Origin of the sequence: Pseudomonas sp. PDM24 (assembly GCF_019218905.1) — a bacterium.
GTDB lineage: Bacteria > Pseudomonadota > Gammaproteobacteria > Pseudomonadales > Pseudomonadaceae > Aquipseudomonas.
Genome location: NZ_JAHUWR010000001.1, coordinates 503,875 through 527,858, shown reverse-complemented (window position 1 = coordinate 527,858; position 23,984 = coordinate 503,875). Strand labels below are relative to the sequence as shown.

Here is a 23,984-nt window from a genome sequence, read left to right as displayed (position 1 = left end):
CGAAAGCGGTGTAATGACTTACGAATACCGCAACGCCGTAGCCGGCTCGACTTTCGCCGCCCGCCATGCCGGATACACCGTCGCCAAAAAGCTCATGATGAAACCGGCGGAACAGATCAACAACACATCCGCACCCTGCAGTTCCGATGGCAAGTTACTGACAAAGTACACATCGGAACTGAAGATGTGCTGCCCGCTGACCCGCTCCATCCAGCCCACCAGCTCACTGACGTTCAGCGCTGCGATCACACCCAGTACGCCGCCAATCAAGGTGCCGACAACCCCGATCACCGTGCCCTGCACCATGAAGATCGCCATGATCTGCCGAGGTGTCGCGCCGATGGTGCGCAGGATCGCGATGTCCGCGCCCTTGTCGTTCACCACCATGATCAGGGTCGCAATGATGTTGAACGCCGCCACCGCGACGATCATCAGCAACAGTAGGCCGATCATGGTTTTTTCCATCTTCATCGCGCTGAACAGACTGCCCTGGGTGTGGGTCCAGTCGTCAGCCTTGTAGGCAGCGCCCAGGCCTGTCGCGATGTCGCTCGACACTTGCGGCGCGGCGTACAGATCCTTTACCGCCAGGCGCACGCTCTGCACTTGATTGGGCTGCCAATGTTGCATCTGCGCGGCATCGGCGAGGTGAATCAGCGCCATGGAGCCGTCCAGCTCGGCACCGACCTTGAACACGCCCACCACGTTCAGCCGCTGCATGCGCGGAGTGATGCCACCCGGTGCAGTGCTGATTTCCGGCACGATCAGGGTGATCTTGTCGCCGACGTTCAAGCGAAAGCGCCGCGCAGTGATCTCACCGATCACCACGCCAAACTCGCCCGGCTTCAAGGCGTCCAGACGCCCCTGAACAATGTGCTTGGCAACGATCGACACCTTGCCTTCCAGCGCCGGGTCGACACCGCTGACCTGAATCGGCTGCATCGTGCCCTTGTAGGACAGCATGCCTTCCATCTCGGTGAACGGCACCGCCGCCGTCACTTCAGGATTCTTCATCGCCGCGGCGGCCACCGGCTGCCAATCGTCGATAGGGTTCACGCCGACGATGGTCGCGTGGGGCACCATGCCGAGAATGCGCGAGCTCATTTCGCGCTGGAAGCCGTTCATTACCGACAACACCACGATCATCGCCAGCACGCCCAGGGCGAGGCCGATCATCGAGGTCATCGAGATGAAGGAAACAAAGCGATTGCGGCGCTTGGCGCGGGTATAGCGCGCGCCGATAAAGATCGATAACGGTCTGAACATTCGCTGGGCACCGTATAAAAATAAAAGACCCGACGTACTGTTCAGTACGTCGGGTTTCGGTCAATCAGATGGGTGTCAGGTAACCTTCCTGCAAATGCAGGACGCGATCCATCTGGCGGGCCAGGTTCATGTCATGGGTCACCACCAGAAACGCGGTGCGCATCGAGGTGCTGAGTTCCAGCATCAAATCCTGAATGCCCTGGGCGGTGTGGGAGTCGAGGTTGCCGGTCGGCTCATCGAGCATCACCAGGCCTGGCTTGTTCACCAGGGCGCGGGCAATGGCCACACGCTGGCGTTCGCCACCGGACAATTCCGCCGGTTTGTGCTCCAGACGATGGCCCAGCCCTACCCGCTCCAGCAACGCCGTCGCACGCTGACGCGCTTCCGGGATCGCGGTTTTACCGATCAACAACGGCATGCAGACGTTTTCCAGCGCGGTGAACTCAGGCAGCAAGTGGTGGAACTGGTAAACGAAACCCAGCGACCGATTGCGCAGCAGGCCACGGGCCTTTTCATTCAGTGCCGAGAGCTCTTCACCGGCCAGCCAGACGCTGCCCTTGGTCGGCGTATCGAGGCCGCCCAGCAGGTTGAGCAAGGTACTTTTGCCCGAACCCGAGGTACCGACGATCGCCACGCGCTCACCAGGGTGCAGCTCCAGTTGCAGACCCGCCAGAACCTCTACCGATTCCGGGCCTTCCACGTAGGATTTGCCCAGGTTGCGGCAGCTCAAGATTGCTTTATCACTCATGCCCGACTCACTCATAACGTAGCGCCTCCGCAGGCTGGGTGCGCGCGGCACGCCAGGCTGGATACAGGGTGGCGAGGAAACTCAGAACCAACGCGGCGGCGCAGACCATCAACACGTCCTGGCCCTGCACTTGCGACGGCAGGTAATCGATGAAGTACACGTCGGCGTTCAGGAATTTGTGGCCGATCAACCCTTCAAGGGCGGAAATCGCAGCGCTGACGTTCAGCGCGGCGAAGATCCCGACCACCGCACCGATCAACGTACCGACCACACCAATGACCGTGCCCTGGACCATGAAAATCGCCATGATCTGCCCCGGCGTGGAACCGAGGGTGCGCAGGATCGCGATGTCGCCCTTCTTGTCGTTCACCACCATTACCAGCGTGGAGATGATGTTGAACGCCGCCACGGCGACGATCAGCAGCAACAGCAGGCCGATCATGGCTTTTTCCATGCGGATCGCTTGATACAGATTGCCGTGGGTGCGGGTCCAGTCTCGGGCGTAATACTGGTCTTCGCCGAGTTGCTGAGCGATGGTCCACGCCACGCGTGGTGCCTGGAACAGATCGTCGAACTTCAAGCGCAAGCCCTGGACCTGATCCGGCTTCCAGCGGTGCAGCTTCGCCAGATCCTGCAGGTTGGTGATGCCCAGATAGCCGTCGATCTCACCGGCGCCGACATGAAAGATGCCGACCACGGTAAAGCGTTTCATGCGCGGGAACATCCCGGCCGGGGTCACGGTGACTTCCGGCGCGACAAACGTCAGTTTGTCGCCGACCGCCACGCCGAGCTTGGCCGCGGCCTTGTCGCCGATGACGATGCCGAAACTGCCCGGCGCCAGGTCATCGAGTTTGCCCTGCTGCATGAAGTTATCAATGATCGACACCTGCCGTTCCTGCACCGGGTCGATGGCATTGAGCAGCACCTTGGAGACTTTGCCGTTGTTGGTCAGCAGGCCCTGCATCTGAACGAAGGGCGCCACCGCCGCCACCTGGGGGTTCTGCTTGACCTTGGCGGCCAGGCTTTGCCAGTCGCTGATCGGCTCACCGGACTCGATGGTCGCATGGGGCACCATGCCCAGCACGCGGGTGCGCATCTCATGATCGAAGCCGTTCATGACCGACAGCACGACGATCATCACGACCACGCCAAGGGCGAGTCCGATCATTGAGGTCAGGGAAATGAACGACACAAAATGATTGCGACGCTTTGCACGGGTATAACGCGTGCCAATAAATACGAAGAGAGGTCTGAACATGTCGGGGCTTGTTCGGAGGGAAAAGGAACGTCCTTGTGGCGGGGGTCGATAACCAGCTTTACACTCAGACCACCGCCGCTACCATGGGTTCGCCATGTCGACATTAGATGAAGAAGATCGCCGCGAATACTACCGTATCGAGGACACGATCGCACTGGAAATTCGGCCCCTGTCTGCTCCCGAAGCCGCAGGCCAGGAAGTGTTGCAGGATGCTTCCCCTCTATTCAACCTGCTCAGCGAACTGCACCTGAGCGAATTCGAGTCGCAACACCTGTTGCGACAGATCAGCGAACGCGACCGGACCATCGCCGCGTTCCTGAAATCCCAGAACAAACGCATCGATCTGCTGAGCCAGGTGGTCGCCCTGACTGTGCTCGGACAGATCGGCGAACCGCAGCCGGTCATCCTCTCCGAAGGAGGTATCGACTTCCAGCATCCGACGCCCATCGCCACTGGCGCGCACCTGTCGGTCAAGCTGGTACTCATGCCGCAAGCCCTTGGCCTGCTGCTGCGTGCCCGCGTCACCCATTGCGACCGCAAGGGCGAAGGCTACGATGTCGGCACCGAGTTCGAATACCTGTCCGATGCCCAGCGTCAATTGCTGGCCCGTTACATCTTGCAGCGACAGGCACAAGAACGACGCCTGGCCCGCGAACAAAACGAATCAGGCATTTAATTTAAGGAAGAACCGTGACTCTCATCTACGGCCATCGCGGCGCCAAGGGCGAAGCACCGGAAAACACCCTGACCAGCTTTCAGGAATGCCTCAAGCACGGCGTACGCCGTTGCGAACTGGACTTGCACCTGTCCAAGGATGGCGAGTTGATGGTGATCCACGACCCGACCCTCAAGCGCACCACCGAGCGTCGCGGCAAAGTAGTCGAACATACCGCCGCGGAGCTGGTGACCTACGACGCGCGCAAGGGCGGCCCGGGCTGGATCAAACCCTGCCCGATTCCAACGCTGGAAGAATTGTTCGAGAAATGTGATTTCGAGCACTGGCAACTGGAAGTCAAAAGCGCTTCACGCACCCGCGCCGCGACCACCGTGCTGGCGATTCGTGAAATGGCGCAGCGCTTCGGTATGCGGGACAAGATCACGATTACGTCAAGCTCACGTGAAGTGTTGAAAGCCGCGCTGGACCTGGTGCCGGACGTGTCTCGCGGTTTGGTTGCCGAGTACGCCTGGCTCGACCCGTTGAAGGTCGCGCAAAACTATGGCTGTGAGATTCTGGCGCTGAACTGGACCCTGTGTACGCCAGAGCGCCTGCAGAAGGCGCAGCGTCAAGGGCTGCATGTGTCGGTGTGGACAGTCAACGAGCCCGCGCTGATGCGCAGACTCGCCGACTTCGGCGTTGACAGCCTGATTACAGACTTTCCCGGTTTGGCCACTGCCACGCTCGAGAATTGCTGAAATCGGTCTCCCCGGCCGGCTCAGGCCACCGGCCGGAGCCGCTCAAAAAAGCCGGTTGAGGCCATCGTACGCCGCTACCCGATAGGCTTCAGCCATGGTCGGGTAGTTGAACGTCGTGTTGACGAAGTACTTCAGGGTGTTCTGTTCGCCCGGCTGGCTCATGATCGCCTGACCGATGTGCACGATCTCCGACGCCTGATAACCGAAGCAGTGAACGCCCAGCACTTCCAGGGTATCGCGGTGGAACAGGATCTTCAGCATGCCTTGCGGTTCGCCGGCAATCTGCGCACGCGCCATGCCCTTGAAGAACGCCTTGCCCACTTCGTACGGCACCTTGGCCTGAGTCAGCTCCTGCTCGTTCTTGCCGATCGAGCTGATCTCCGGAATGGTGTAGATGCCGGTTGGCACATCGTTGACGAAGCGCCAGCTGCCATTGTCGACAATACTGCCAGCGGCCGAACGGCCCTGGTCGTGCGCAGCACTGGCCAGGCTCGGCCAACCGATCACGTCACCGGCGCCGTAAATATTCGGCACGCAGGTGCGGTAGTTTTCGTCGACTTCGATCTGGCCACGGCTGTTGACTTTCACGCCGATATTTTCCAGACCCAGCTGATCGGTGTTGCCGGTACGACCGTTGCACCAGAGCAAGGCATCGGCCTTGATCTTCTTGCCGGACTTCAGGTGCAGGATCACGCCGTTGTCCACGCCTTCGACGCGGTCGTAATCTTCGTTGTGGCGAACCGTGATGTTGTTGTTGCTGAAGTGGTAACTCAACGCCTGGGAAATTTCCGAGTCGAGGAAGCTCAGCAACTGACCGCGGTTGTCCACCAGCTCAACCAGCACACCCAGACCACTGAAGATCGAGGCGTATTCGCAACCGATCACACCAGCGCCGTAAACGATGAGTTTGCGCGGGGTATGGCCGAGGCTGAGGATGGTGTCGCTATCGTAGATACGCGGGTGATGGAAATCGATGTCCGCCGGGCGATAAGGACGCGAGCCGGTGGCGATGATGATGTGCTTGGCCACCAGTTTTTCGACCACGCCGTTGGCGCAGACCACTTCAATGGTTTGCTCGTCAGCGAAGCTGCCGGTGCCGAAGAACACGTCAACACGGTTACGGGCGTAGTAACCGGTGCGCGAGGCGACTTGTTTGGAGATGACTTTTTCGGCGCTTTTCAAAACATCCGGGAACGAGAACCAGCGCGGCTCACCAATGGCCCGGAACATCGGGTTGGTGTTGAACTGCATGATCTGCCGGACCGAGTGACGCAAAGCCTTGGACGGGATGGTGCCCAGGTGGGTGCAGTTGCCGCCGACCTGGCGACGGCTATCGACCATCGCCACCTTGCGCCCTGCTTTGGCGGCATTCATTGCCGCGCCTTCTCCGGCCGGGCCGGAACCCAACACCACCACGTCGTAGTTGTAGACAGCCATGCATACTCCTCAGAACAGGCCGCGGCGCCCTCGGCACCTGCGGCTAAATCACGCCGATCTGCGGCGTGAAGGAACAATTTGGGGCCAGTGCAGAACCCGGACACAGTCTATAGAAGCGTCAACGCCGGGCACATTAACCCTTGGTCGCGTCGTAGGCTAGTTTTGCCTGTACTACAACGCCATCAAAAACGCTTTTGATGCCGTAATCACTTGGTTTTCTCACCCACCAGGCGCTCAAAAGCCTGATTGGTGCGGGTGACGAAACCTGTATCGGCACGAATCACAAAGAATGCACCAATGTCATGGGTTTGGGCATAGTCCCAACCCCGTTCAGGACCGAGAATCAGCAACAGCGTCGATAGGCCATCGGCCATTAACGCTGAAGGATGAATCACTGTGACTGACGCCAGGGTGTGTAGGACCGGAGCTCCGGTGCGGGCATCGAAGGTGTGGGAATAGCGCTGGCCACCCTGCTCGAAATAATTGCGGTAGTCACCGGAGGTGGAAACGCCATAGCCGTCGATGGCGATGACTTTTTGCGCGACTTGCTGATCGTCTCGGGGTTCTTCCAGGGCGATGCGCCAAGGCGAGCCATCGAGTTTTTTGCCGGCGGCCTTGAGTTCGCCAGTGACTTCAGCCAGGTAACTGTTGATACCCATTGCTTCGAGCTTCGCGGCAATCGTATCGACCGCGTAACCGGCGGCGATGCTGTTTAAGTCGAGCTCGATTGCCACGTCCTTGCACAACTGATCACCGTCGATGCGCAAATGGTTGTGGCCGACGCGTTGCTGCACCTCGACGAGCGCCTCGGCACTCGGCACTTTTTCCTCTCGCGCTTGCGGCCCGAACCCCCAGAGGTTGAGCAGCGGCTCCACCGTCAGGTCGAAGGAGCCATCGCTTAGCGAAGACAGTCGCTCGCCGACGCGGACCAGTTCGAGGATTGGCGCGGTCATTGTCTGACAGCGGTTAGCGGGCAAATTATTGAAGCGTTCAATGTCGGAGTCGCTGCGATAGGTCGACATTTGCTGATCGATTTCAGCGAGGATTTTTTCGACCTGGATGCGGACTTCCGCCGGAGCGGGAAGATGGGCACGGCGCACGTACTTGATCGAATAGCTGCTGCCCATGGTCGGGCCGCTGAAACTCTCCATCGAATCGCTATTGCCACAGCCGGTTAAGGCGCCTATCAGGACAACAACACTGCACCATCGCCATTTCAACAAACCCTGCCCCTCCTTGAAACCACGCCAAGACCGGCCATTATGCACCACCCCTTGTAGGAGCGAGGCTTGCCCGCGAAAGCGATGTGTCAGGCAAATCGCTTTCGCGGGCGCTCCTGCGCGATCCCCACAAACAAAAACGCCCCAACCAAAGTCGGGGCGTTTTCATGTGCGGCTAAGGCTTAGCGCGGGAATGCTGGCGGGTTTACACCGGCCATGTCTTCCATCACGCGAACGACCTGGCAGCTGTAACCGAACTCGTTGTCGTACCAGACATACAGAACAACGCGGTTGTCCTGAACGATGGTCGCTTCCGCATCCACAACACCTGCGTGGCGCGAGCCAACGAAGTCGGTGGAAACCACTTCCTGCGAATTGACGTAGTCGATTTGCTTGTGCAGATCGGAGTGCAGCGCCATGTAGCGCAGGTACTCGTTCATCTCTTCACGGGTGGCGGCTTTCTCAAGGTTCAGGTTGAGAATGGCCATCGACACGTTCGGCGTCGGAACACGGATCGCGTTACCGGTCAGCTTGCCGGCCAGCTCAGGCAGCGCCTTGGCAGCAGCGGTGGCAGCACCAGTCTCGGTGATAACCATGTTCAGCGCGGCGCTACGGCCACGGCGATCACCTTTGTGGAAGTTGTCGATCAGGTTCTGGTCGTTGGTGTACGAGTGAACGGTTTCGACGTGACCGTTGATGATGCCGAACTTGTCATTCACAGCTTTGAGCACCGGCACGATGGCGTTGGTGGTGCAGGAAGCGGCGGACACGATCTTGTCGTCAGCGGTGATTTCACCGTGGTTGATGCCGTGAACAATGTTCTTCAGCTTGCCTTTGCCAGGCGCGGTCAGAACAACGCGGTCGATACCCGGGCAGGACAGGTGCTGGCCCAGGCCGTCGGCGTCACGCCATACACCTGTGTTATCCACCAGCAGCGCGTTTTTGATGCCGTACTGGGTGTAGTCCACTTCAGTCGGGTTCTTCGCGTAGATAACCTGGATCAGGTTGCCGTTGGCGGTGATGGTGTTATTGGCTTCATCAATGGTGATGGTGCCATTGAACGAACCGTGCACCGAGTCCCGACGCAGCAGGCTGGCACGCTTGACCAGATCGTTCTCGGCGCCCTTGCGGACAACGATGGCGCGCAGACGCAGGCCGTCGCCACCACCGGTTTTCTCGATCAGGATGCGCGCCAGCAGACGACCGATACGACCGAAGCCATACAGGACAACGTCGGTGCCGGTACGGCCGGAACCATTCTGCTTGCCGACCACATCGGCCAGTTCGTCACGGACGAACGCTTCGGCGGTACGGCCATTACCTTCGGCTTTGAATTTGACAGCCAGCTTGCCCAGGTCTACCGAAGCAGCGCCGAGCTTGAGCTCGCTCATTGCCTTGAGCAGCGGGAATGTTTCGTGGACGGACAATTCGCTGTCATCGGACTGGCGATGGCGAGCAAAGCGGTGAGCTTTGAGAATCGCGATGACAGACTGGTTGATCAGACTGCGGCCATAGATCGAGCTCACCACGTTGTTATTGCGGTAGAGCTGACCGATAAGCGGAATCATCGCTTCTGCGAGTGCTTCACGGTCGATCCATTCACCAAGACACTGGTCGGGCTTCTGAGTCACGGTAACCTTCCACATGTAGGGGCAGAAAAAAGGGGCTACATTATGCCGCCGAGTGGCTCCTGTAGCAATGCGCGCCTGTCGCACTGGCGGTAACAAAATCCTGTTCAAAAAAATTACGCCCCGCGCCAGCCCAGTAAAACCGGGGCTTTCAGCGCAGTCAATTTTCCGACGACAACGCTGCCGTGTCCGTAACCCTCCGTAACACTGAGCGGTTTTGGCACTACATTTTCAGTGTCAAAGCGCCAGTTTTTGTCATTACCACTACATTTCACCCAGCTTGTGCATATAGACACAGTCTGCAACTGACAGCCGGCACCTGAGGCCGTTACAATTGTCGACTTTGTCGCAACGCTTGGAGCTCAACCTTCCGTGCCCGTTCTGCGTCTACCGCTTCTCCCTGCCGCGGCAGGTAAACAGCACTGGGGCAACCTGCCCGGTGCCGCCCTGAGCCTGGCCATTGCCGAGGCCGCCAGCGCTGCCAAGCGCTTTACCCTGCTACTGACCGCCGACAGCCAGAGTGCCGAACGGCTGGAACAGGAGCTGAGTTTCTTCGCCCCGGATTTGCCTGTTCTGCATTTCCCCGACTGGGAAACCCTTCCCTACGATCTGTTCTCGCCACATCAGGACATCATCTCTCAGCGCATCTCCAGCCTTTATCGGTTGCCGGAGCTGGAGCATGGCGTGCTGGTCGTGCCGATCACCACGGCTCTGCACCGTCTGGCGCCGACCAAATTCCTGCTCGGCAGCAGTCTGGTGCTGGATGTCGGCCAGAAGCTCGATGTCGAGCAAATGCGCAGCCGGCTTGAAGCCAGCGGCTATCGTTACGTCGATACAGTTTATGAGCACGGCGAATTCACCGTGCGCGGCTCGCTGATCGATCTGTTCCCGATGGGCAGCAAACTGCCCTTCCGCATCGATCTGTTCGACGACGAAATCGAAACCCTGCGTACCTTCGATCCGGAAAACCAGCGCTCAATCGACAAGGTGGACACTGTTCGCCTGCTGCCGGCGCGGGAGTTCCCGCTGCAAAAGGACGCGGTCACCCGTTTCAAGGCGCGCTTTCGCGAGCGCTTCGATGTCGACTTCCGTCGCTGCCCGATCTTTCAGGATTTGAGCAGCGGGATTACACCGGCGGGTATCGAGTACTACTTGCCGTTGTTCTTCGACGAAACCTCCACCCTGTTCGATTACCTGCCTCAGGACACGCAAGTGTTCTCTTTGCCGGGCATCGAACAGGCGGCGGAGAATTTCTGGAACGACGTACGCAATCGTTACGAAGAGCGCCGCGTCGACCCATCCCGTCCTTTATTGCCACCGGCCGAGCTGTTCTTGCCCGTGGAAGATTGCTTTGCTCGCCTGAAGAACTGGCCCCGTGTGGTTGCCAGTCAACAGGACGTGGAAACCGGCGTCGGTCGCGAGCGTTTCCCGGCTCAGCCACTGCCGAACCTGGCCATCGAAGCCAAGGCCACTCAGCCGTTGGCGGCGCTGGCCGGTTTCCTCGACGAATTCCCTGGCCGCGTGCTGTTTACCGCCGAGTCCGCGGGCCGTCGTGAAGTGCTGCTGGAATTGCTGGAACGTCTGAAGCTACGGCCGAAAACCGTCGACAGTTGGCCAGACTTTGTTGCGAGCAAGGAGCGCCTGGCGATCACCATCGCACCGCTCGACGAAGGACTGTTGCTGGACGATCCAGCCCTGGCCCTGGTCGCTGAAAGCCCGTTATTCGGTCAGCGCGTGATGCAGCGTCGCCGTCGCGAGAAACGCGCTGACGCCAACAACGATGCAGTGATCAAAAACCTCACCGAACTGCGCGAAGGCGCGCCGGTGGTGCACATCGATCATGGTGTCGGCCGCTATCTGGGACTGACGATCCTGGAAATCGATAGTCAAGCCGCCGAATTCCTGACCCTTGAATATGCCGAGAACGCCAAGCTGTACGTCCCGGTCGCCAACCTGCATTTGATCGCCCGCTACACCGGCAGCGACGATGCCTTGGCGCCGCTGCACCGCCTCGGCTCCGAAACCTGGCAGAAAGCCAAACGCAAAGCCGCCGAACAGGTGCGCGACGTGGCCGCCGAGTTGCTCGACATCTATGCCCGTCGCGCCGCTCGCGAGGGTTATGCCTTCGCCGACCCCAAAGCCGATTACGCGACCTTCAGCGCCGGTTTCCCGTTCGAAGAAACCCCGGACCAGCAAACCACCATCGAAGCGGTGCGCGCCGACATGCTCGCGCCGAAACCGATGGATCGCCTGGTCTGCGGCGACGTCGGTTTCGGCAAGACCGAAGTGGCGATGCGCGCGGCGTTCATCGCGGTGCATGGCGGTCGTCAGGTGGCGATTCTGGTGCCAACCACCCTGCTCGCCCAGCAACATTACAACAGCTTCCGCGACCGCTTCGCCGACTGGCCGGTGAGCGTGGAAGTGATGAGCCGCTTCAAGTCGACCAAGGAAGTCAACGCCGCGGTCGCGGACCTGGCCGAAGGCAAGATCGACATCGTCATCGGCACACACAAGCTGCTGCAAGACGACGTCAAAATCAAAAACCTCGGGCTGGTGATCATCGACGAAGAGCACCGTTTCGGTGTCCGTCAGAAAGAACAGCTCAAGGCGCTGCGCAGTGAAGTCGACATCCTGACGCTGACCGCCACGCCAATTCCGCGCACGTTGAACATGGCGGTATCGGGCATGCGCGACCTGTCGATCATCGCCACGCCGCCGGCCCGCCGCCTGTCGGTGCGCACGTTCGTCATGGAGCAGAACAAGAGCACGGTAAAAGAAGCCCTGCTCCGTGAGTTGCTGCGTGGCGGCCAGGTCTACTACCTGCACAACGACGTGAAGACCATCGAGAAATGCGCCGCCGACCTCGCCGAACTGGTGCCGGAAGCACGGATCGGCATCGGCCACGGGCAGATGCGTGAACGCGATCTCGAACAGGTGATGAGCGACTTCTACCACAAGCGCTTCAACGTGCTGATCGCCTCGACCATCATCGAGACCGGCATCGACGTGCCGAGCGCCAATACCATCATCATCGAGCGTGCCGACAAGTTCGGCCTGGCGCAGTTGCATCAATTGCGTGGCCGCGTCGGTCGCAGCCACCACCAGGCGTATGCTTACCTGCTGACACCGCCGCGCCAGCAGATCACTCCCGACGCAGAAAAGCGTCTCGAAGCGATTGCCAACACCCAGGACCTCGGCGCGGGCTTCGTGCTCGCGACCAACGACCTGGAAATCCGCGGTGCCGGCGAACTGCTGGGCGACGGTCAGAGCGGGCAGATCCAGGCCGTCGGTTTCACGCTGTACATGGAAATGCTCGAGCGCGCGGTGAAGTCGATCCGCAAGGGCGAACAGCCAAACCTCGACCAACCGCTGGGCGGCGGTCCGGAAGTCAATCTGCGTGTACCGGCGCTGATCCCCGAGGACTATCTGCCGGATGTTCACGCGCGACTGATTCTCTACAAACGCATTGCCTCGGCCACCGATGAGGAAGGCCTCAAGGACCTGCAAGTGGAGATGATCGACCGTTTCGGCCTGCTGCCGGAGCCGACCAAGAACCTGGTGCGGATAACGGCGCTGAAATTGCAGGCCGAACAGTTGGGCATCAAGAAAGTCGACGGTGGTCCGCAAGGCGGTCGTATCGAGTTCGCGGCACAGACCCCGGTCGACCCGCTGACACTGATCAAGCTGATCCAGAGCCAGCCCAAACGCTACAAGTTCGAAGGCGCCACGATGTTCAAATTCCAGGTCCCCATGGAGCGCCCGGAAGAACGTTTTAATACTGTAGAGGCGCTATTCGAGCGCCTCATTCCGACCACTGCTTGAAGGACGCCGCATGCGCCTGTTTCGCTCACTGACCTTGTTGATGTCGTTGTTTTCGCCGTTCGCCTCGACGGCGTTTGCCGATGATCTGTATCAGGTTGAAATGATTCTGGTGCGGCAAAACGCCGTGCCCGCCATCGTCAGCCGCGCCGCGCCGGAAGACTGGGATGCCGGCGCCCAACGCATCAGCCCCGACAGTTTTCGCACGCCGAGCCTTAATCCCGAAGTGGAAAAGCTCACCGCCAGCAATGAATACACAGTGCTGATGCACAAGGCCTGGCAACAAAAGCTCGGCGAAGAAGCCAGCAAAGTCGCGATCAGCGAAGGCACCGAGCAGTTCGGCCAGTTCCCGATCGAAGGCACGCTGAGCCTGAAACTGGGGCGTTTCACCGACGTCGATGCAGACTTCTGGGTCAATAAGATTGATGCCAACGGCCTGGTCACCGCCAGCGAACGCCTGAAGCAGGAAAGCCACACCAAGAACGGTCAACTGAACTTCCTCGACAACGGTCACCTGGGCCTGCTGATCAAGATCACCTCGCTGACCGCCCCTGCACCTCGGCCAGTCCCCGATGTAATTCCGGACTGATATGCCCCCGACCCTGAGCAAACCCCTGGCAACATCCTGGGTCAGCCGATTCAAGGAACAGAGCCTGGAGCGTGGCCGCCGCTACGCGCTGGAAAACCGCGTCAGGATCGTCGAAGTCGGCGACGCCACCATCACCGCCAGTTGCGAAGGCTCTGGCGGCAACGTTTACCGTCAGACCATTCGCCTGCGCGAGTCGGCCAAAGGCACGTTGCTGATAATCGACGCCACGTGCACCTGCCCGGTTCATAGCAACTGCAAACATTGCGCGGCGGTGTTGCTGCAAGTGCAGGAAACCCTCGCCTACCCGGCGGCGGCGAAAGACGCCGAACTGCTGGAAAAACTTCAGGCCGTACTGGAAAACCGTAGCCCGAAAGCGCCGCCGCAAGTGCTGGTGGATAATGTGCAACCGGTGCCGCGCCTGTGGCTGGCAAGTATCGAATTCAGTGCCTTTGAACCACGCAACGGCAAGATGCAGCGTTACATCCAGCATCGCGCGGCGCTTTCCTTCAGTTATCTGGACGAATACGTCAGCGGACAGAAAAACACTGACATCCTGATTCGTCAGGAGACACAGACGCTGCGGATAAAACGTCATCCGGAAGTCGAGCAGGCCTACAGGGAACAGCTGCGAATCCTCGGTTTCAAGATCGCCACCCGACAAAGCAAAGCCTTGCCCGAAAGTGCCGGCGAACTCTACGAGATGGTCAACGACAGCGCCTGGCTGACTTTCACCCTCAACGAGCTGCCGAAGCTGCGCACCCAAGGGTGGGAGTTGCAGATTGACGAGGACTTCGGCTTCGACCTGACCGCAGTTGAAGACTGGTACGCCACCGTCGAGCAGGCACCGGAGCGCGACTGGTTCGACCTGGAATTGGGGATCATCGTCAACGGCGAACGGCTGAGCCTGTTGCCGATCCTGTTAAACCTGATGCGCTCCCATACCGAGCTTCTCAACCCGGAACGCCTCGCCCGACGCCGCGACGACGAATTGATTCTGGTGAACATCCCGCAGCGCCGCAGCACCGACCAAGGCCCGCTGCAGGTCGCCCTGCCCTTCGGCCGCTTAAAACCGGTGCTGGCCACTCTCGGCGAGTTTTACCTGCAAGAGCCCGGTGAAACCACGCTGCGCCTGAGCAAGGCCGACGCCACGCGACTGAATCCGCTGGAAGGCCTGCCGTTGCTCTGGGAAGGTGGCGAGCAGATCCGCACCTTTGCCCAACGCCTGCGTGACATCAAAGACCACACCGCAGTGGCACCCGAAGGGTTGAATGCCACCTTGCGCCCGTATCAGCTGGAAGGCCTGAGCTGGATGCAGTCGTTGCGGCAACTGGAAGTCGGCGGGATTCTCGCGGACGACATGGGCCTGGGCAAAACCCTACAGACCCTGGCGCATATTCTCAGCGAGAAGAACGCCGGGCGCCTCGATCGGCCGTGCATGGTGGTCATGCCCACCAGCCTGATCCCCAACTGGCTCGACGAAGCCGCGCATTTCACGCCTCAGCTCAAAGTGCTGGCGCTGTACGGCGCCAGTCGCAAGAAGCACTTCGGTGATCTGGCCGACTACGACCTGATTCTGACCACTTATGCGCTGCTGCCCAAGGACGTCGAACGCCTCGCCGCGCAGCCATTGCACGTATTGGTGCTGGATGAAGCGCAGTACATCAAGAATCCCAACAGCAAGGCCGCCCACGCCGCCCGCGAGCTGAATGCTCGCCAGCGCCTGTGCCTGAGTGGCACGCCACTGGAAAATCACCTCGGTGAGCTGTGGTCGCTGTTCCACTTCCTGCTGCCCGGCTGGCTCGGTGACGTGAAAAGCTTCAACCGCGATTACCGCGTACCGATAGAAAAGCGTGCCAGCGACGTAAGACTTCAGCACCTCAACGGTCGGATAAAACCGTTCCTGCTGCGCAGAACCAAGGAACAGGTGGCCACCGAACTGCCGCCGAAAACCGAGATCGTCCATTGGGTCGAGCTCAACGAAGCGCAGCGCGACGTGTACGAAACCATGCGCCTGGCCATGGACAAGAAAGTCCGCGACGAGATCACTCGCAAAGGCGTGGCGCGCAGCCAGATCATCATTCTTGAAGCCCTGCTGAAGCTGCGCCAGGTGTGCTGTGATTTACGCCTGGTCAACGATGCTGCCCTGCCCGCGCGCGGTAGCACCTCCGGCAAGCTTGATAGCCTGATGGAAATGCTTGAAGAGTTGTTCGAGGAAGGTCGGCGGATTCTGCTGTTTTCGCAGTTCACCTCAATGCTGTCGTTGATCGAGGACGAGCTGAAAAAACGCGGCGTGGCGTATGCGATCCTGACCGGACAAACCCGCGACCGACGCACGCCGGTGAAGGAATTCCAGAGCGGCAAGCGGCAGATCTTTCTGATCAGCTTGAAGGCCGGCGGTGTGGGGCTGAACCTGACCGAAGCCGACACGGTGATTCACTACGATCCATGGTGGAACCCGGCGACGGAAAATCAGGCGACGGATCGTGCCTATCGCATTGGTCAGGAGAAGCCGGTATTCGTCTACAAGATGATTGCCAGGGGCACGGTGGAAGAGAAAATTCAGCATCTGCAGAAGGAAAAATCCGATCTGGCCGCAGGCGTGCTGGATGGGCGCAAAACCGGAGACTGGAAGTTGCAGAGCGATGATATCGAGGCGCTGTTTGCGCCGCTGCCGGAAAAAATTGATAAGTAGCAGCGACAGGTAGATCGCTTTCGCGGGCAAGCCTCGCCCCTACAGAAATGTGTGCGGTCACAATGGTGTGATCAACATAAAATGTGTAGGAGCGAGGCTTGCCCGCGAAAGGAACAACTCGGTAATGAGCCAGACTCAGCCCTTCAACACCCGCGCCAACGTCGACTTCACCTTACCCATCCCGTCACGCAATGCCTGCTCGATCTCGGCCATGGTGATCACCGCTGTCGACTTTCCCGCCGCCGGGTTCACCACCAGCGCCAGACAGGCGTAATCCAGTTCCAGCTCGCGGGCCAACGCCGCTTCCGGCATTCCGGTCATGCCGACAATGTCGCAACCGTCACGTTCCAGCCTCGCAACTTCAGCCACTGTTTCCAGACGCGGGCCCTGAGTGCAGGCGTACACGCCTTGGCTGCTGTAGCCAACGCCTTCAACCGCCAACGCCGCGATCAATTGCTGACGCAGGGGTTCGCTGTAGGGATAGCTGAAGTCGATGTGTGTGACCTGTTCCAGGTCATCGGCGAAATAGGTGTGTTCGCGGCCGCTGGTGTAGTCGATCAATTGATGTGGCACGCAGAAATGTCCGGCGCCCATCGCAGTGTGAAGCCCGCCCACGGCGTTGACCGCAAGAATCGCTTCGGCGCCGGCCTGCTTCAAGGCCCACAGGTTGGCGCGGTAGTTCACCTGATGCGGCGGGAAACGGTGTGGGTGCCCATGACGCGCGAGAAACAGCACTTCCTTGCCGGCATACTCACCGATCTGCACTTCGGCCGAAGGCGTGCCGTAAGGCGTGTCCACCGCCAATGACTGACGAATGCTCAAGCCTTCGAGTTGAGTCAGGCCGGTGCCACCGATAATCGCGTAAACCGTCATGACGAAAATCCTCAATCAATCAATTGAGCTTCTTTGAGCGCGCCGATGGCCGCTAGCCAGCGCGGGTCTTGACGGTATTCGGTGCTGGCATACGCCTGCCCGCGCATCCGCGTAATACGCGCCGAAGGTTTGACCTTCAAACGCTGGGCGGCGCTCAAGGCCAGCTCGGCAGCTGCGCGATCGTTGCACACCAGACCCATGTCACAACCGGCGGCCAATGCCGCTTCGATGCGACTGGCGGCATCGCCGACCACATGGGCACCGGCCATCGACAGGTCATCACTGAAGATCACGCCATCGAACTGCAGCTCCCCACGCAGGATATCCTGCAACCAGCGACGGGAGAAACCTGCAGGCTGGGAATCGACTTGTGGATAAATAACGTGGGCTGGCATTACGGCGGCCAGTTGCTTGCTCAATCGCGCAAACGGCACAAGATCGTTGGCGCGGATTTCGTCGAGACTGCGTTCGTCGTTGGGAATCGCGACATGAGAATCGGCCTCGGCCCAGCCATGCCCGGGGAAATGCTTGCCAGTGGCGGCCATTCCCGCGCTATTCATGCCACGGATGAACGCCCCGGCGAGCAAGGCTGCGCGCTCGGGATCACCTTCGAACGAACGGGTGCCGACCACCGCACTGCGCTGGTAATCCAGGTCCAGCACGGGGGCGAAGCTCAGGTCGAGACCGACCGCGAGCACTTCGGTCGCCATGATCCAGCCACACTGCTCGGCCAGGTCTTCGGCATTCGGGTTATCGGCGATGGCGCGCATGGCTGGCAACCGCACGAAGCCCTGACGAAGCCGTTGAACCCGACCGCCCTCTTGATCCACCGCCAGCAGCAGATCGGGACGAATGGCGCGGATCGAAGCGCTCAATTCGCGCACTTGGCGCGGGTGTTCGATGTTGCGGGCAAAAATGATCAGGCCGCCCACTTCGGGCTGGCGCAACAATTGGCGATCTTCAGCCGTCAGCCAGGTACCGGCGACGTCCACCATCAACGAGCCTTGCAGGCCAGCAGTCATAGAGATTCCTTGATTACGATAAACCCGGCTCGCACGAATTCGCCGCCATGGGCTGTGCCCGGCGGGTCGGCGATTTCAATGAGGAGCGGGTTCAGAACGAGAGTCGGCATGGGCGGCTAGCTTAGCGGATGTCAGCTGCCGCGCCCACCCGTGTGCGGTTAAACCTTGGCGGCGACCGGGGCCGATTTGCTGCGCGGACGCAACTGCGCGGTGGCCATGGCAGTGTCAGTGACGCCGGTTTCTGCCCGCATGCCAGCGGCCAGGAACGGCACCATCAGACGCATCACCTGTTCGATGGAAGTGTTGACGCCGAAGTCGGTCTCGGCAATCGCACGCAAGGCCTTGATCCCCGACATACTGAATGCCGCGGCACCCAGCATGAAGTGCACACGCCAGAACAGTTCGATCGGGGGAATGCGCGGCGCGGCCTCGTTGACCAGCATCATGTAGCGGCGGAACACCTTGCCGTACATATCTTCCAGATAACGACGCAAGTGCCCTTGGCTCTGACTGAACGCCAGCCCCAGCAAACGCATGAAGATGGACAGGTCGTTGCCGCTGCGTGGCTGCACCACCAGAGCTTGCTCGACCAGAATCTCCAGCAACTCTTCAAGGGTCGGCTTGTTCTCGGGTTTGGCCTGACGGCGCTCCAGCTCTTTATCGAGACTGAGGCAGAATGGCCCGAGAAAACGCGAGAAGACCGCCTGGATCAGCGCCTTCTTCGAGCCGAAGTGATAATTCACCGCCGCCAGATTGACACCGGCCTTGCTGGTGATCAGACGCAACGAGGTTTCAGCAAAACCTTTTTCCGCGAACAACTGCTCGGCAGCATCGAGAATGCGTTCAACGGTTTCCGACTGGGCCATGGCTACTCCGCCTGACAAACACTTGTTTGAAACATACGTTTCAGCCCTGGCATTGTCAAGTCTGGCGGTTCGTTTTGGGAATGGTCGGTCAGGTATTTAACCATACAACAGCAGCGCATCAATCAGCGAGCGAAATGACCGTCCAGCGCCCGGCGAAAAAAGGGGCATTGCCAAGACCGGTTCACTGTATATAATCCCAGTCACTGTATAAAAAGACAGAGCGATCAATATGCTAAAGCTGACGCCACGCCAAGCAGAGATTCTGGCCTTCATCAAACGTTGCCTTGAAGACAACGGCTACCCGCCGACCCGCGCGGAAATCGCTCAGGAACTGGGTTTCAAGTCGCCCAATGCGGCGGAAGAACACCTCAAGGCGCTGGCCCGCAAGGGGGCGATCGAGATGACTCCGGGTGCCTCCCGCGGCATCCGCATCCCCGGCTTCGAAGCCAAGGCCGACGAGTCCAGCTTGCCGATCATTGGCCGGGTGGCTGCCGGTGCGCCGATCCTCGCCCAGCAACACATCGAAGAATCCTGCAACATCAATCCTTCATTCTTCCATCCTCGCGCTGACTATCTGCTGCGGGTCCATGGCATGAGCATGAAAGATGTCGGCATTTTCGACGGCGACCTGCTGGCCGTTCATACCACCCGCGAAGCTCGCAACGGCCAGATCGTGGTGGCGCGAATCGGTGACGAAGTGACCGTCAAGCGCTTCAAGCGCGATGGCAGCAAGGTCTGGTTGATTGCCGAAAACCCTGAATTCGCCCCTATCGAAGTCAACCTGAAAGATCAGGAGCTGGTCATCGAAGGCTTGAGTGTCGGCGTGATTCGCCGCTAAAGGAGACTTTATGCAGTTCCCACATACTCCACAGCAAGCCCAACTGCCGTTGTTTGAGGCGTTCATGGCGCAGCCATTGGCGCCGATCCTGAAGGACGTAGTCGAATCGCCCTGGAGCGCCGAGCCCGAAGTCTTCAGCGAGCTGTCACTGCGCGGCGCGGCCGGGAACTGCCTGAACCTTCTGGCACCGATTCTCCGGGAACTGAGCCAGGATCAGGATGCACGCTGGCTGACACTCATCGCCCCGCCTGCCAGCCTGACACAAGCCTGGTTACGGGACGCCGGCCTGAACCGTGAGCGCATTCTGCTCCTGCAACCGCGCGGCACGCAGAGCGCTCAGCAGTTGACCTGCGAAGCCTTGCGACTTGGCCGCAGCCATACGGTCGTCAGCTGGCTTAACCCGCTGAGCACAACGTCGCGGCAACAGTTGATCAGCGCTGCCCGTATCGGGGATGCGCAAAGTCTGAATATTCGACTGGGTTAACTGACAAACACGGTGCGCGCTGAACAGCGCGGGGCTTCTCCAGGGATAGAGAAGCCAATCTGTAGAGGTATTCGAAGAATCCGACGGGCGGGATCAATGAAGAACCCGTGGCCCCTCTTCCTTATCAAATTCGCCTTCAACCAGGCGTCCTGCCATCTGAACACCGACGCTCAACATCGCCTTGGCGACTTCCACATGCTGGCCTTGCAGGAAAACCTTGGCATCCTCGGAGAAATCCAAAGTAACCAGAGAACCCTCGTCCTCGGCCCTGCGCAGCTCGATTCGGCCGTCTGGTAACTCGACAATTTCTAGAAAGGACGTTGGCATAAAGGTCTGTTCTCCACGAAAGGCGGGGATTATATAGGCATCAGCCAAGCTTCGCTCGGGATCTTGACCAAATGCCATCACGAAGAGAAATTTCTGACATCACTCTTCCTTGAGCGGACCCGTCCCTAAACACTCAATCTTTCAGCACTCGTTCAACCCTTCGCGAAACCGAATCGCCAGACCTTTAAGGTTCTGACGCCAGCTCTCCAGCTCTTCCCGACTCAGCTCTTCCGGCGCCTCTTCTTCATCCAGATTAACGGCCTGGATTAGCGGCTGCGTCACATCACCCTTGGGCTTATGCGGCGCGCGAGGCGGCTGAAACAGTGCGGCATGTGCCGACAGCAATTTGGCCAGCCAGGTTTCAGGGTTTTGGGCCAGTTCGACCATCTCGGCCATTTCCGGAATAGCGATGGTTTCGAGCACTTCGCGGGTCAGCAGCATCTCTGCCCGCGGCGCATTGGCCTGAGGCAGGCGATAGAAACCGGCGATTTCATGGCACAGCCCCAACAGCGCACCGTACAGGTGAAACAACGCCGATTCGCGCCCGGCCTGAATCAGCGCGAGGGAGTTCATCGCCCGGCCCTCTTCGGCTTTGGCAAGCGCTTCCAGCGACAGGCCGGCGAAATAAATCTTCTGGTTGGTACGGGTATAGAGTTCGTGGGCCATGACGGCAGCCTCCACAACGAAATAATTGCTTCACGCAGGTCAGACAGTGTCGTGGATCACCTGAGCTTCCCGCAAGCCCAAAACAAAAGGCCGCATGAAAACCCGTGGGTTGTCTCATGCGGCCTTTTGCGTACAGCCTTTTAAGCCTTGGCTGATGGACGCTTGTCTTCAACCATCCACTTGCCGCCGTCGTAATACGCCTTCCAGCCAGTCGGTTTACCGTCAACCTCAGTCTGCACGTATTGCTCTTTGGTCTTGCGGCTGTAACGAATTACCGAAGGAAGGCCGTCCGGATCTTTCTTCGGCGCTTCGCAGAGGAAATGGTACTTCGGATCGATCTCATCCTTGTGCGGCACGATCTCCATGACCAATGGAGCACGGGTCTCGCGGTTTTTCGGGAACTGGCTGGCCGCCAGGAACAAGCCGGAAGCACCGTCGCGCAAGATATAGGTGTCGTTGACCTTTTCGCATTTGAGCTCAGGCATCTTCACCGGGTCCATCTTCGGCGGCGCCGCGTCACCGCTTTTCAGCAGCTTGCGGGTGTTCTTGCAGGTGGCGTTGGTGCAACCGAAGAACTTGCCGAAACGGCCGGTCTTGAGCTGCATCTCGCTGCCGCACTTGTCGCACTCCAGGCTCGGACCTTCATAGCCTTTGATGCGATAGGTGCCCTCTTCGATTTCGTAGCCAGAGCAATCCGGGTTGTTACCGCAGATGTGCAGCTTGCGCTTCTCGTCGAGCAGGTAAGCGTCCATGGCCGTGCTGCAGATCGGGCAGCGATGCTTGCCACGCAGGACCAGCGATTCGGACTCACCCTCGTCGTCCGCGGCGATTTCATCGCCCGGCACCAGGTTGACGGTGGCCTTGCAGCGCTCTTTCGGCGGCAGGCTATAGCCCGAGCAACCGAGGAACACGCCCGTCGAAGCAGTACGGATCTGCATCGGACGACCGCACAACACGCACGGAATGTCAGTCATCACCGGCTGATTGGCGCGCATGCCGCCTTCGGCACTTTCGGCTACTTCGAGTTTCTTCTTGAAGTCGCCGTAGAACTCGTCGAGCACGTTTTTCCAGTCGCGTTCGCCCTGAGCCACGTCATCGAGGTTCTCTTCCATGCCGGCGGTGAAGCCGTAGTCCATGAGATTGGAGAAGCTCTCGGCCAGACGCTCGGTGACAATGTCGCCCATCTTTTCCGAATAGAAACGACGGTTGTGCAGCGCCACGTAGCCGCGGTCCTGGATGGTCGAAATGATCGCGGCATAGGTCGAAGGACGACCGATGCCGCGCTTTTCCATTTCTTTAACCAGGCTCGCTTCCGAGTAACGCGCCGGCGGCTTGGTGAAGTGCTGGGTCGGATCAAGCTTGATCAGCTTCATCGCGTCGCCCTGGGCCATGTCCGGCAGCACGTCGTCATCGCCAGGCTTGGCAATTTGCGGCATGACGCGGGTGTAACCGTCGAACTTCAGAATGCGCCCCTTGGCACGCAACTCGAAGTCGCCGGCACCAACGGTGACCGTGGTCGACAGGTATTGCGCCGGCAGCATCTGGCAAGCGAGGAACTGGCGCCAGATCAGCTCGTAGAGCCGTTCTGCATCACGTTCCATGCCCGATAGCTTGCTTGGCTCGGTATTGGCGTCAGACGGACGAATCGCTTCGTGAGCCTCTTGTGCGCCTTCCTTGCTGCTGTAGACGTTCGGGTTTTCCGGCAGGTATTTCTTGCCGAACTCGCCTTCAATATAGGTACGCGCCATCGTCACGGCATCGGCCGAGAGGTTGGTGGAGTCGGTACGCATATAGGTGATGTAGCCGGCTTCGTACAAACGCTGGGCCATCATCATGGTTTTCTTCACACCGAAGCCGAGGCGGTTGCTCGCGGCCTGCTGCAGGGTGGAAGTGATGAACGGTGCCGACGGCTTGCTGCTGGTCGGTTTGTCTTCACGCTTGACGATGCTGTAGCTGGAAGCCTTGAGCTTTTCCAGCGCGGCCATGGCCTGGGTTTCATTGAGCGGCTTGAAGGCTTCGCCTTTCTCGCGGGCCACGTCGAAGCGCACGGTCGCGCCCTTGGCTGTGCCGAGGTCAGCGTGGACTTCCCAGTACTCTTCCGGGTTGAACGCGCGGATTTCACGCTCACGCTCGACCACCAGCTTCACGGCAACCGATTGCACGCGACCGGCGGACAGGCCACGAGCGACCTTGGCCCACAGCAGCGGCGAAACCATGTAACCCACCACGCGGTCGAGGAAACGACGCGCTTGCTGGGCGTTTACTCGATCGATGTCCAGCTCGCCCGGTTTGGAGAAGGCTTCCTGGATCGCTTTCTTGGTGATTTCGTTGAACACCACGCGCTTGTAGCGGCTGTCGTCACCACCGATGGCTTCGCGCAGGTGCCAGGCAATGGCTTCCCCCTCGCGATCCAAGTCGGTTGCGAGATAGATGGTGTCAGCATCTTTGGCGAGCCGGCGCAGCTCTTCGATGACTTTTTCCTTGCCCGGGAGGATCTCGTACTTGGCTTTCCAGCCATGATCGGGATCGACACCCATGCGCGAGACCAGCTGCTTGCGCGCTTTCTCTTTCGGCGTGAGCACCGGACCTTCACCTGCGGCGGCCTTGCCGCGCTTGGCGGCAGGCTCTTTGCTGGCGCTAGCCGAACCGCTGGTGGGCAGGTCTCGGATATGGCCGATACTCGACTTCACCACGTATTGGTTACCCAGATACTTGTTGATGGTCTTGGCCTTAGCCGGGGATTCCACAATGACCAGCGATTTGCCCATGGATCAGAAAATTCCTGAATTCTAGAAGTGAAAGGCGGTTGGCGCCTGACGCGGCACCGCTATATATAGTGGC

At 59.6% G+C, this 23,984-nt stretch carries 19 protein-coding genes; 7 read left to right on the top strand and 12 right to left on the bottom strand.

Annotated elements, in window-relative coordinates; translation table 11 throughout:
• Window positions 1-18: 18 nt before the first annotated feature.
• From KW837_RS02435 to KW837_RS02425, 3 genes are all read right to left on the bottom strand, one after another.
• Window positions 19-1,263, bottom strand: a complete 1,245-nt coding sequence (locus KW837_RS02435; RefSeq protein WP_218394372.1) for a lipoprotein-releasing ABC transporter permease subunit — start codon at window positions 1,261-1,263, stop codon at window positions 19-21.
• Between the two features lie 64 nt (window positions 1,264-1,327).
• Entirely contained in the window at window positions 1,328-2,011 is a 684-nt protein-coding gene (lolD, locus tag KW837_RS02430) for a lipoprotein-releasing ABC transporter ATP-binding protein LolD (protein WP_020700644.1), read from the bottom strand.
• 7 nt (window positions 2,012-2,018) lie between these two features.
• A complete protein-coding gene (locus KW837_RS02425; RefSeq protein ID WP_123496505.1) occupies window positions 2,019-3,269 on the bottom strand; it encodes a lipoprotein-releasing ABC transporter permease subunit in 1,251 nt (416 codons plus the stop codon).
• A gap of 94 nt (window positions 3,270-3,363) precedes the next feature.
• Here KW837_RS02425 and KW837_RS02420 point away from each other — a divergent pair, with 94 nt between their 5' ends.
• Both KW837_RS02420 and KW837_RS02415 read left to right on the top strand, forming a co-directional pair.
• Window positions 3,364-3,945 (top strand): PilZ domain-containing protein, encoded by a 582-nt coding sequence (locus tag KW837_RS02420; protein WP_123496503.1) that lies wholly within the window; start codon window positions 3,364-3,366, stop codon window positions 3,943-3,945.
• 14 nt (window positions 3,946-3,959) lie between these two features.
• Window positions 3,960-4,682 (top strand): glycerophosphodiester phosphodiesterase, encoded by a 723-nt coding sequence (locus KW837_RS02415; RefSeq protein WP_123496501.1) that lies wholly within the window; start codon window positions 3,960-3,962, stop codon window positions 4,680-4,682.
• Window positions 4,683-4,724: 42 nt separating this feature from the next.
• Here KW837_RS02415 and sthA read toward each other — a convergent pair whose 3' ends face one another.
• The 3 genes from sthA to KW837_RS02400 form a co-directional block, all read right to left on the bottom strand.
• A complete protein-coding gene (gene sthA / locus KW837_RS02410) occupies window positions 4,725-6,119 on the bottom strand; it encodes a Si-specific NAD(P)(+) transhydrogenase (protein ID WP_008073074.1) in 1,395 nt (464 codons plus the stop codon).
• A gap of 206 nt (window positions 6,120-6,325) precedes the next feature.
• Window positions 6,326-7,270: an FAD:protein FMN transferase gene (locus KW837_RS02405; RefSeq protein WP_256348510.1), complete on the bottom strand. Its 945-nt coding sequence runs from the start codon at window positions 7,268-7,270 to the stop codon at window positions 6,326-6,328.
• A 251-nt stretch (window positions 7,271-7,521) separates the two neighbouring features.
• Entirely contained in the window at window positions 7,522-8,985 is a 1,464-nt protein-coding gene (locus tag KW837_RS02400; protein WP_008073072.1) for a glyceraldehyde-3-phosphate dehydrogenase, read from the bottom strand.
• A gap of 354 nt (window positions 8,986-9,339) precedes the next feature.
• On the opposite strand from KW837_RS02400, the gene mfd reads away from it, so the two are divergent.
• The 3 genes from mfd to KW837_RS02385 are packed head-to-tail and all read left to right on the top strand — an operon-like array spanning window position 9,340 to window position 16,067.
• Window positions 9,340-12,789, top strand: a complete 3,450-nt coding sequence (mfd, locus tag KW837_RS02395) for a transcription-repair coupling factor (RefSeq protein WP_218394370.1) — start codon at window positions 9,340-9,342, stop codon at window positions 12,787-12,789.
• Between the two features lie 10 nt (window positions 12,790-12,799).
• On the top strand, window positions 12,800-13,375 hold the full coding sequence (locus KW837_RS02390; protein ID WP_218394369.1) for a CsiV family protein: 576 nt from the start codon (window positions 12,800-12,802) through the stop codon (window positions 13,373-13,375).
• Window position 13,376: 1 nt separating this feature from the next.
• Window positions 13,377-16,067 (top strand): DEAD/DEAH box helicase, encoded by a 2,691-nt coding sequence (locus tag KW837_RS02385; RefSeq protein ID WP_218394368.1) that lies wholly within the window; start codon window positions 13,377-13,379, stop codon window positions 16,065-16,067.
• Between the two features lie 135 nt (window positions 16,068-16,202).
• On the opposite strand, the gene KW837_RS02380 is transcribed toward KW837_RS02385, so the two are convergent.
• The 3 genes from KW837_RS02380 to KW837_RS02370 all read right to left on the bottom strand — a co-directional run bounded on the left by KW837_RS02380 (window position 16,203) and on the right by KW837_RS02370 (window position 18,828).
• On the bottom strand, window positions 16,203-16,940 hold the full coding sequence (locus KW837_RS02380) for an S-methyl-5'-thioinosine phosphorylase (RefSeq protein WP_218394367.1): 738 nt from the start codon (window positions 16,938-16,940) through the stop codon (window positions 16,203-16,205).
• Between the two features lie 11 nt (window positions 16,941-16,951).
• Window positions 16,952-17,950 (bottom strand): beta-N-acetylhexosaminidase, encoded by a 999-nt coding sequence (nagZ, locus tag KW837_RS02375; RefSeq protein ID WP_218395138.1) that lies wholly within the window; start codon window positions 17,948-17,950, stop codon window positions 16,952-16,954.
• Window positions 17,951-18,120: 170 nt separating this feature from the next.
• Window positions 18,121-18,828, bottom strand: a complete 708-nt coding sequence (locus KW837_RS02370) for a TetR/AcrR family transcriptional regulator (RefSeq protein WP_007907768.1) — start codon at window positions 18,826-18,828, stop codon at window positions 18,121-18,123.
• A 229-nt stretch (window positions 18,829-19,057) separates the two neighbouring features.
• On the opposite strand from KW837_RS02370, the gene lexA reads away from it, so the two are divergent.
• On the top strand, window positions 19,058-19,666 hold the full coding sequence (gene lexA, locus KW837_RS02365) for a transcriptional repressor LexA (RefSeq protein ID WP_007907770.1): 609 nt from the start codon (window positions 19,058-19,060) through the stop codon (window positions 19,664-19,666).
• 10 nt (window positions 19,667-19,676) lie between these two features.
• The gene (gene sulA / locus KW837_RS02360; protein ID WP_123496491.1) at window positions 19,677-20,150 is read left to right on the top strand and encodes an SOS-induced cell division inhibitor SulA; all 474 of its coding nucleotides are present in this window, start codon (window positions 19,677-19,679) and stop codon (window positions 20,148-20,150) included.
• A 93-nt stretch (window positions 20,151-20,243) separates the two neighbouring features.
• On the opposite strand, the gene KW837_RS02355 is transcribed toward sulA, so the two are convergent.
• The 3 genes from KW837_RS02355 to topA all read right to left on the bottom strand — a co-directional run bounded on the left by KW837_RS02355 (window position 20,244) and on the right by topA (window position 23,911).
• A complete protein-coding gene (locus KW837_RS02355) occupies window positions 20,244-20,477 on the bottom strand; it encodes a hypothetical protein (protein WP_007907774.1) in 234 nt (77 codons plus the stop codon).
• 141 nt (window positions 20,478-20,618) lie between these two features.
• A complete protein-coding gene (locus KW837_RS02350; RefSeq protein WP_008073064.1) occupies window positions 20,619-21,143 on the bottom strand; it encodes a DUF6586 family protein in 525 nt (174 codons plus the stop codon).
• 140 nt (window positions 21,144-21,283) lie between these two features.
• Complete coding sequence (gene topA / locus KW837_RS02345) at window positions 21,284-23,911, bottom strand: type I DNA topoisomerase (RefSeq protein ID WP_218394366.1); 2,628 nt, start codon at window positions 23,909-23,911, stop codon at window positions 21,284-21,286.
• Window positions 23,912-23,984 lie beyond the last annotated feature (73 nt).

What these genes read in the sequence shown, in the direction of transcription:
- topA (WP_218394366.1), bottom strand. Translation starts at nt 23,911, where the DNA reads ATGGGCAAATCGCTGGTCATTGTGGAATCCCCGGCTAAGGCCAAGACC.
- KW837_RS02420 (WP_123496503.1), top strand. Translation starts at nt 3,364, where the DNA reads ATGTCGACATTAGATGAAGAAGATCGCCGCGAATACTACCGTATCGAG.
- KW837_RS02400 (WP_008073072.1), bottom strand. Translation starts at nt 8,985, where the DNA reads ATGTGGAAGGTTACCGTGACTCAGAAGCCCGACCAGTGTCTTGGTGAA.
- KW837_RS02405 (WP_256348510.1), bottom strand. Translation starts at nt 7,270, where the DNA reads ATGGAGAGTTTCAGCGGCCCGACCATGGGCAGCAGCTATTCGATCAAG.
- KW837_RS02425 (WP_123496505.1), bottom strand. Translation starts at nt 3,269, where the DNA reads ATGTTCAGACCTCTCTTCGTATTTATTGGCACGCGTTATACCCGTGCA.
- KW837_RS02435 (WP_218394372.1), bottom strand. Translation starts at nt 1,263, where the DNA reads ATGTTCAGACCGTTATCGATCTTTATCGGCGCGCGCTATACCCGCGCC.
- KW837_RS02350 (WP_008073064.1), bottom strand. Translation starts at nt 21,143, where the DNA reads ATGGCCCACGAACTCTATACCCGTACCAACCAGAAGATTTATTTCGCC.
- sthA (WP_008073074.1), bottom strand. Translation starts at nt 6,119, where the DNA reads ATGGCTGTCTACAACTACGACGTGGTGGTGTTGGGTTCCGGCCCGGCC.
- lolD (WP_020700644.1), bottom strand. Translation starts at nt 2,011, where the DNA reads ATGAGTGATAAAGCAATCTTGAGCTGCCGCAACCTGGGCAAATCCTAC.
- KW837_RS02380 (WP_218394367.1), bottom strand. Translation starts at nt 16,940, where the DNA reads ATGACGGTTTACGCGATTATCGGTGGCACCGGCCTGACTCAACTCGAA.
- KW837_RS02385 (WP_218394368.1), top strand. Translation starts at nt 13,377, where the DNA reads ATGCCCCCGACCCTGAGCAAACCCCTGGCAACATCCTGGGTCAGCCGA.
- KW837_RS02370 (WP_007907768.1), bottom strand. Translation starts at nt 18,828, where the DNA reads ATGGCCCAGTCGGAAACCGTTGAACGCATTCTCGATGCTGCCGAGCAG.
- KW837_RS02355 (WP_007907774.1), bottom strand. Translation starts at nt 20,477, where the DNA reads ATGCCAACGTCCTTTCTAGAAATTGTCGAGTTACCAGACGGCCGAATC.
- sulA (WP_123496491.1), top strand. Translation starts at nt 19,677, where the DNA reads ATGCAGTTCCCACATACTCCACAGCAAGCCCAACTGCCGTTGTTTGAG.
- KW837_RS02390 (WP_218394369.1), top strand. Translation starts at nt 12,800, where the DNA reads ATGCGCCTGTTTCGCTCACTGACCTTGTTGATGTCGTTGTTTTCGCCG.
- lexA (WP_007907770.1), top strand. Translation starts at nt 19,058, where the DNA reads ATGCTAAAGCTGACGCCACGCCAAGCAGAGATTCTGGCCTTCATCAAA.